General features: G+C 64.4%; 7 protein-coding genes. 5 read left to right on the top strand and 2 right to left on the bottom strand.

Annotated features, from left to right (window positions below; all coding sequences use genetic code 11):
* The 5 genes from GXZ33_RS03115 to GXZ33_RS03135 all read left to right on the top strand — a co-directional run.
* The coding region (locus tag GXZ33_RS03115) for a YdhK family protein (RefSeq protein WP_291339385.1) at positions 1-195 on the top strand (195 nt) is incomplete at its 5' end.
* A gap of 51 nt (positions 196-246) precedes the next feature.
* Positions 247-651 (top strand): hypothetical protein, encoded by a 405-nt coding sequence (locus GXZ33_RS03120; RefSeq protein WP_156119459.1) that lies wholly within the window; start codon positions 247-249, stop codon positions 649-651.
* A gap of 435 nt (positions 652-1086) precedes the next feature.
* Positions 1087-3183 carry an excinuclease ABC subunit UvrB gene (gene uvrB / locus GXZ33_RS03125; RefSeq protein WP_291339386.1) on the top strand — a complete coding sequence of 699 codons (2097 nt, stop codon included), beginning with the start codon at positions 1087-1089 and terminating at the stop codon, positions 3181-3183.
* Between the two features lie 9 nt (positions 3184-3192).
* Positions 3193-3648, top strand: coding sequence for a universal stress protein (locus GXZ33_RS03130; protein ID WP_291339387.1), 456 nt, complete (start codon positions 3193-3195; stop codon positions 3646-3648).
* 63 nt (positions 3649-3711) lie between these two features.
* On the top strand, positions 3712-4152 hold the full coding sequence (locus tag GXZ33_RS03135; RefSeq protein ID WP_291339388.1) for a universal stress protein: 441 nt from the start codon (positions 3712-3714) through the stop codon (positions 4150-4152).
* A gap of 74 nt (positions 4153-4226) precedes the next feature.
* Here the strand turns inward: GXZ33_RS03135 and GXZ33_RS03140 are convergent, their stop codons facing one another.
* Complete coding sequence (locus GXZ33_RS03140) at positions 4227-6071, bottom strand: DUF262 domain-containing protein (protein WP_291339389.1); 1845 nt, start codon at positions 6069-6071, stop codon at positions 4227-4229.
* A 96-nt stretch (positions 6072-6167) separates the two neighbouring features.
* A partial coding sequence (locus tag GXZ33_RS03145; protein WP_291339390.1) for a UvrD-helicase domain-containing protein occupies positions 6168-7751 on the bottom strand: 1584 nt, incomplete at its 5' end.

The raw sequence follows: 7751 nt of genomic DNA on the forward strand, positions 1-7751 counted from the left end.
CCGGGTCAGGCTCCGCTGCCCGACGGAGCGGAGGTCGTCCTGGACGCCGAGCACATGTCCGGCATGAAGGGTGCCCAGGCCACCATCGACTACTCCACCGATGAGACGGTCTACATGGTTGACCTCACCGTCGACGGGATGGCCATGACCAACCACAAGTGGGTCACCGAAAGCGAGATTCAGCCCCTGCCGTAGCTCCCGGGCAACCCGGTGAGGGGAGAGGGGTGCCGTGGCAAGATGGCGAGCATGACCGGCTACTTCACCGTTTTCCCGCTGATGTTCGTGATCACGTTTGTGCTGATCATCTCGGTGTTCATCTTCAACCTGCGCACCCAGATCCGGCACCGCCGTGACTCGGAGCAGAGCAGGCAGAATGAGCTTCTCGACGCCCGCGCCGACGCCGACCGCTGGATCTCCCGACTGAGCAACGAGATCCTCCACATCACCCCGGCAGATGAGCAGGTGAAGAAGCTGGTGGGGCAGGCCTCTGAGCGGCATGCTAATGCCCTCAGCCAGGCCGGGTCCGCGAGCACCGTCGGCCAGGCGAAACTCGCGCGCGACGTGGCAGTTGAGGGGTTGTACTACATGCGGGAGGCCCGCAAGCACATGGGCGAGCTGGAGGGGCCGCCGCTGCCGGAGCTGGGAAGTTGAGCCGGGTCCGCATACCCTGCTCCCCACATTCGGGTGATTGACAAACTCCTCCCACCCCGTAGCTTCAATATGTGACGCATCTTACAGGCTTCGTCTTCCATGGTGATTTACGGCGAAAGGAAGCACGATGAAGTTGACAATCAGAACTGGAGTGGCAGTCGCCTTCGCATCTGTGATGGCGCTGGGCGGGGCACCGGCGGTGACCGCAGCAGATTTCAGCAACGTGGTCGGGTGCGTCGGCAGGGACGGGATCTGGAAGTGCAGCGATAAACGCGGCAACACGTGGTACACCGATGACCCGAGCTGGCGTCCCCGTTCGATTGAGCCCTGAGCTTCCTCAGAGCGGATCCGGCCCATCGTCGCCTTGAGAACAAGGCGACGGTGGGCTTTTTAGCTCCATCGACCCCCACCCCCAACCGGCGTATCCTTGGGGGCATGGCTTTTGCTGCTGAACACCCTGTTCTGTCCCATTCCGAGCACCGACCCGTCGGCGAGATCGAGCGTTCGGACGGCAAGTTCGAGGTCATCTCCGACTATGAGCCCGCGGGCGATCAGCCGCAGGCGATCAAGGAACTCGATGAAAGGCTCAGCAGGGGTGAGCGCGATGTCGTGCTGCTCGGTGCGACGGGTACGGGTAAATCGGCGACGGCGGCGTGGCTGATCGAGAAGCAGCAGCGTCCGACGCTGGTCATGGCACCGAACAAGACGCTGGCGGCGCAGCTGGCGAATGAGCTGCGGCAGCTCCTGCCGAACAACGCGGTCGAGTACTTCGTCAGCTACTACGACTACTACCAGCCGGAGGCGTACATCGCGCAGACGGACACCTACATCGAGAAGGACTCCTCGATCAACGAGGACGTGGAGCGTCTGCGGCACTCGGCGACGTCGTCGCTGCTCTCGCGTCGCGACGTCGTGGTGGTCTCCTCCGTGTCCTGCATCTACGGCCTGGGCACGCCGCAGTCCTACCTCGACCGCTCCGTCGTCCTGGCCGTGGGGGAGGAGGTCGAACGTGACCGCTTCCTGCGGCTGCTGGTGGACATCCAGTACGACCGCAACGACATCGCGTTCCAGCGCGGCACCTTCCGCGTGAAGGGCGACACCGTCGACATCATCCCGGCGTACGAGGAGCTGGCGGTGCGCGTCGAGTTCTTCGGCGACGAGATCGACGCCCTCTACTACATCCACCCGCTCACCGGTGACGTCATCCGGCAGGTCGAGGAGATCCGCATCTTCCCGGCCACCCACTACGTCGCCGGCCCGGAACGCATGGAGAAGGCCGTCGCGGACATCAAGGAGGAGCTCGCCGAGCGGCTCGCCGACCTGGAGAACCGCGGCAAGCTGCTCGAGGCGCAGCGTCTGCGCATGCGCACCGAGTACGACCTGGAGATGATCGAGCAGGTGGGTTTCTGCTCCGGCATCGAGAACTACTCCCGGCACATCGACGGCCGCGGCCCCGGCACGGCCCCGGCGACGCTCATCGACTACTTCCCGGAGGACTTCCTCACCATCATCGATGAGTCCCACGTGACCGTCCCGCAGATCGGCGGCATGTTCGAGGGCGACATGTCACGCAAGCGCAACCTGGTGGAGTTCGGCTTCCGCCTGCCCTCCGCGATGGACAACCGCCCCCTGACCTGGGAGGAGTTCGAGGAGCGCGTCGGCCAGACCGTGTACCTCTCCGCGACACCCGGCAACTACGAGATGGCCGCCGCCGGCGGTGAATTCGTCGAGCAGGTCATCCGCCCCACGGGCCTGGTCGACCCGCAGGTCACCGTCAAGCCGACCCAGGGGCAGATCGACGACCTCATCCACGAGATCCGCGAGCGGACCGCGAAGAACGAGCGCGTCCTGGTGACCACCCTGACCAAGAAGATGGCCGAGGACCTCACCGACTACCTGCTGGAGAACGGCGTGCGGGTCCGCTACCTGCACTCGGACATCGACACCCTGCAGCGCGTCGAACTCCTGCGGCAGCTGCGCCTGGGTGAATACGACGTGCTCGTCGGCATCAACCTGCTCCGCGAGGGCCTCGACCTGCCGGAGGTGTCCCTGGTGGCCATCCTCGACGCCGACAAGGAGGGCTTCCTGCGCTCCGCGACGTCACTCATCCAGACCATCGGTCGCGCCGCCCGCAACGTCTCCGGCGAGGTCATCATGTACGCCGACAAGATCACAGACTCCATGCAGCACGCCATCGAGGAGACCGAGCGACGCCGCGAGAAGCAGATCGCCTACAACGAGGAACACGGCATCGACCCGCAGCCGCTGCGCAAGAAGATCGCCGACATCCTCGACCAGGTCTATGAGACAGCCGACGCCGCAGGTGCCGGAGAGGCGGGGGACGTGGCGGTCGTCGAGAAGCGGAACGTCGAGGACATGCCGGCGGAGCAGATCCAGAAGCTCATCGACGACCTGACCGCCCAGATGGGTGCCGCCGCCCGCGAGCTCAAGTTCGAGCTGGCCGGCCGCCTCCGCGATGAGATCGTCGAGCTGAGGAAGGAGCTGCGGGGAATCAGGGACGTCGGAATGTAGCATGTACATATGATCATTTACTCCAAGATCGCCGTCGGCACCGACGGCTCCGAGTCCTCCCTGTCCGCCGTCCGCGCCGCCGCCAGCCTCGCCCGGGTCTACGACGCCGAACTGATCATCATGTCCGCCTGGTACGGTGCCTCCGGCTCCCTGCTCAACGCACCCCACACGGACGTCTCCTCCCTCCCGATCGTCGAGGAGGAGGTCGCCGACGAGCACCTGCGCACCGCCCTGGCCGTCGCCGAGGAAGAGGGTGCACCCCGTGTCGAGCTGCGGAAGATCGCCGGAGCCCCCGCCGCCGCACTGACCAAGGAGGTCGAGGAACTGGGGGTTGACCTGCTGGTTGTGGGCAACAAGGGCGTCAACACCCTCACCGGTCGTGTCTTCGGCAACATCCCCACCGAGGTAGTGCGCAACTCCACCGTCAACGTGATGATCGTGAATACCGCACAGCACCGGATTTAGCCGACAATCGTTGTTAAACTGGCGGACAACGATTATCCCCCGAGGAAAGGTCCCGACAGGTCCATGAGCACTTACCAGAAGATCGTTGTCGGCACGGACGGCTCCAAGTCCTCCCTGCTGGCTGTTGAGCGCGCTGCCCGTATCGCCGCCGCCTTCGACGCGACCCTCATCATCGGTTGCGCCTACTACGAGGACAACGAGGAAGCATCGAAGACCCTGCGCCAGGATTCCGTCACCATCCTCGGTGACGACACCGCACAGCAGAACCTCGCCGCCGGTGAGGAGGCCGCCAAGGCCGCCGGCGCCACCAAGATCGAGAAGGCCGTCCGCCCGGGCACCCCGGTCGAGGCCCTCATGGCGATTGTCAACGACAACAACGCCGACCTGCTCGTCGTGGGTAACCGCGGCATCAACTCCCTGACCGGCCGCCTGCTGGGCTCCGTCCCGGCCGACGTCGCCCGTCAGTCCGACTGCGACGTCATGATCGTCCACACCGTCGACTAATTGCTTATCGACGCCACGTAGCAGCTGAATGCGGCCCCGGAGATGTGTTCTCCGGGGCCGTTTCTGTGTTGTTTCTACGCCTCCTCAGGAGTCGCCTCGATGAAGGCCTCCTCCTCGAAGTGGGACGAGTCCTCGGCAGCGATGCCCTGGCTGATGTCACGCTGCACCTTCTTGTCCAGCACCGATTCGATGAGCAGACACAGCTCCTCTCTGCGGGCGCTGAAAAAAGAGGCGAAGTTGTCGGTACGCAGATACTTTGGATCGATGAGGTGGGCCGTGAGGAGACGGTCCAGTTCCTCTTCCGTGATTCCTGCTTCCCGCTCAATCTTGCGCAGGTAGGACGAGGGGGCGACACCACCGATCATGCGGTTGGTCCTTGCCCCGAGCATGGTTTTGTTGACGATGCTTTCGCGGTGCTCGTCATCGATTCCATTCTCGTTGCACCATCGTTTGGGGAAAATGTGGTGGATGTCAACGGCCATGTCCTTGTGCTGCACGGCTCCGAAGAGTTTATCCTCCATCCAGTCCCGGGTATCGCCCGCCATGACGAGTGCCGCGACCCCCTTGTAGGCGGCGGAGTTACGGGTGCGCATGGAATGCAGGCGGGACTCAGTGAAGTTCGCGTCCAGGATGGTACGGGGAGTCGGGCTCTCCGGGTTCACAGCCCAGGTTGGTACTGCTTCGATGTCCCGGACGAAACGAGTCTCGGTGGCCGAGCCGTACAACTCTCCCAGGACCCCGGACCAGTACCACGTGGATAGACGGGCGCTGACGGAGTGCATGTCGGCGCTGTTCCCCAGGACCACCTTGATGGCGGCCAGCGGAACCAGCTGTTTGGGGTAGGGGACATCTCGGCTGGTGAAGATGTGGCGGTCAGCCAGGAATGCAGAGGCCCAGATGAAGGCTTCACGCAGCGGGTCCCGCCACTTGAGGTAGTCGGTCAGCTCCAGTTTCAGTACATCCTCACGCTTGGCTGAGATGGCCCGGGGGCGGCTGGACTCACTGGCGAGATGGCGCTCGCGAGTGGCCAGCATGGTCACAGCCTGGAGGAAGTCGGTGTTTTCGACGCCGGCGAGCACGGGGTAGTCAGCCCACTGTCGCCTGGTTTCCTGCCAGTCGTCGTTCAGACGGAAGTCGGACCCGGTGGCCGCAAAGTAGTCGCCGTCACCTGCGAACACCGCGGTGAGGAGCTCGAACACGTTCAAGGGAAGGCCACCGATATTGACCTTCTCAAACACTGTGGCTACTGCCGCCTTGTCGGTGTCAGCATCAAGCTCGATGGCCGGGATGTTGTATTTTCCTGCGGGGGAGACGAAGTTCTCCATGAAAGAGAAGGCCAGGCTCTTGTCCTCCAGGGCGAATAACCACTCCATGGAACCTGTGGGATCGAAAAGCAGATTCAGGGGGAAGTATCCTGCCTCGCGCTGCTTGTCAGGGGTGCTCAGATCGAGGACTACGTCGCGGTCGAAATTTGTCCTGATCACGCCGTCTGCGGGAACTGACCTGACTGCCTCGTCCATGCGGTTGATGTCCTCCAGGGCACTCTCCATGTGGACGAAATAGCGTCGCTCCAGCAGCTTGCCACGAACATCCTTGGTCTGGACGACACCGTCCTCAGTGAGGGCCTGAGTGAGGGAGGTCAGTCGCTGCTGTCCGTCCAGAAGCAGTTTTTCAGGTTCCGTACCGGGTTTCAGTTCCACGCCTGCGATGGGGCGGGGTTTGAAGCGGACCAGGGCGTTATTCGTCTCCAGGAGCATCACCACACCCATCGGATGACCGCGGAGAACCGTGATGAGGAGTTGTCGGATGCGCTCATCGTCCCACTTGTAGCCACGTTGGAAATCCGGCAGTTGAATGCGTCCGGACCGTGTCTCCTCCAAATACTGGGACAACGTGTACATCGGAGTCTGGAAACCCACACCTGCTCCTTACCTTTGCGGTTTCATATATTCACTTGAGTATAGGTTTCCTCGCTGAAAGAAGTACTTTTCGTGGCGGTCTTGAAGTGAATACAACTACACGGGCCATTCACCCACGACGGTGAGCGTCTGCGTCGCGCGGGTGACGGCGACGTAGAGGTCCTGCCAGCCCTGCGGTGAGGCCTCCACAATCTGGGTCGGTTCGAGCACGATGACGTGGTCGAACTCGAGTCCCTTGATCTCGGCGACGTTGGCGGCGGTGATGACCTGGGTGAGGCCGTCGTCGCGCACCTCGGGTGTCGTGCCGGCGGGCAGCCACACGACGTCGTGGCCGGATTCGCGGATGGCGACCGCGGGTGTGGCCTCCGGGTCGATGACGCCGAGGATCTCGTTGGCCACCGCCATGATCTCGACGGGCGTGCGGTAGTTGACGGTCAGCTCGTGGTGGCGGAAGCGGGTGCCCACGTAGGGCTCGAGTGCGGAGGCCCACGTGTCCACGCCGGCGGGGGAGCCGGTCTGCGCGGTGTCGCCGACCAGGGTCATCCAGCGGGCGGGGCTGCGGCGGAAGACCATGCGCCACTCCATGGGGGAGAGTTCCTGGGCCTCGTCGACGATGACGTGGCCGTAGGCCCACTGCAGGTCCTCGCGGGCGCGTTCAGCGGTGGAGCGGGTGTCGCGGATGATCTGGCGCTGGGCGAGGGTCTTGGCGTCGATGACGTCGGTCGCGGCGAGGTGCTCGGCGTCGAAGATGTCGCCGAGGTCGTCGTCGTCGACGGAGCCGGAGGACTCGAGGATGTCGAGCAGGTCCTGGGCGTCCTCGATGTCGTCCTCGGTGGTGAGGGCGTCGTCGTCGAGGTCGGGGAGGCCGATGAGGACGGCCAGTTCGTCGAGAAGCGCGGCGTCGGTGGAGGCCCACGCGGAGCCCTCCGGGCGCAGCAGCGCCTCGCGCGTCTCGTCGTCGTAGCCGGCGGCGGCGACGTCGATGGCATCGGCGGATTCGAGCAGGCCGCGGAGCACACCCTCGGGGGTGAGCTCCGGCCAGAACTCCTCGATGAGCTTCTCGACGCCCGGTTCCTCACTCAGGTCATCATGGAGCTGGTCGATGTCCGCCCGGGAGAGCAGGTTGGCACCGCCCAGCGGGTCGGCGCCGATGCGCTCGGCGAGCTGGTCCGCCAGCTGCCCGATGAGGTGCTCGGCGAAGACGGCGCGTGCCTCGTTGTGGGGGCGACGCGAACGGCGGGCGCGGGTGCGGGCGGCCTTGACCATGGGGGCGTCGACAAGCAGGCGGAGGGAGCCGTGGGGGAGTTCCACCGGGGTGTCGGGAAGCGATTGGTGGGCGAGGACCGCCTCCTTGAGGATGGTGACCATCTCCGCAGAACCCTTGATCTCGCGGGTGAGCAGCGACTCGGGCGCGGTGCCGGAGACACCGGGGTACATGTCGCCGATGGTGGACAGCACGACGCCGGTCTCGCCGAGCTCGGGTAGGACGCGGGAGATGTACTCGAGGAAGGTCGAGTTCGGGCCGACGATGAGCACACCGGTCTTCGAGAGCTGCTCACGCGCGGTGTAGAGGAGGTACGCGACGCGGTGGAGGGCGACGGCCGTCTTGCCGGTGCCCGGACCACCCTCGACCACCATGACGCCGCGGGTGGAGTCGCGGATGATGAGGTCCTGCTCGCG

The sequence above is a fragment of the Corynebacterium sp. genome (assembly GCF_012838985.1).
Classification (GTDB): domain Bacteria; phylum Actinomycetota; class Actinomycetes; order Mycobacteriales; family Mycobacteriaceae; genus Corynebacterium.

Coding starts and splice junctions, on each gene's coding strand:
- GXZ33_RS03120 (WP_156119459.1), top strand. CDS start 247: ATGACCGGCTACTTCACCGTTTTCCCGCTGATGTTCGTGATCACGTTT.
- uvrB (WP_291339386.1), top strand. CDS start 1,087: ATGGCTTTTGCTGCTGAACACCCTGTTCTGTCCCATTCCGAGCACCGA.
- GXZ33_RS03130 (WP_291339387.1), top strand. CDS start 3,193: ATGATCATTTACTCCAAGATCGCCGTCGGCACCGACGGCTCCGAGTCC.
- GXZ33_RS03135 (WP_291339388.1), top strand. CDS start 3,712: ATGAGCACTTACCAGAAGATCGTTGTCGGCACGGACGGCTCCAAGTCC.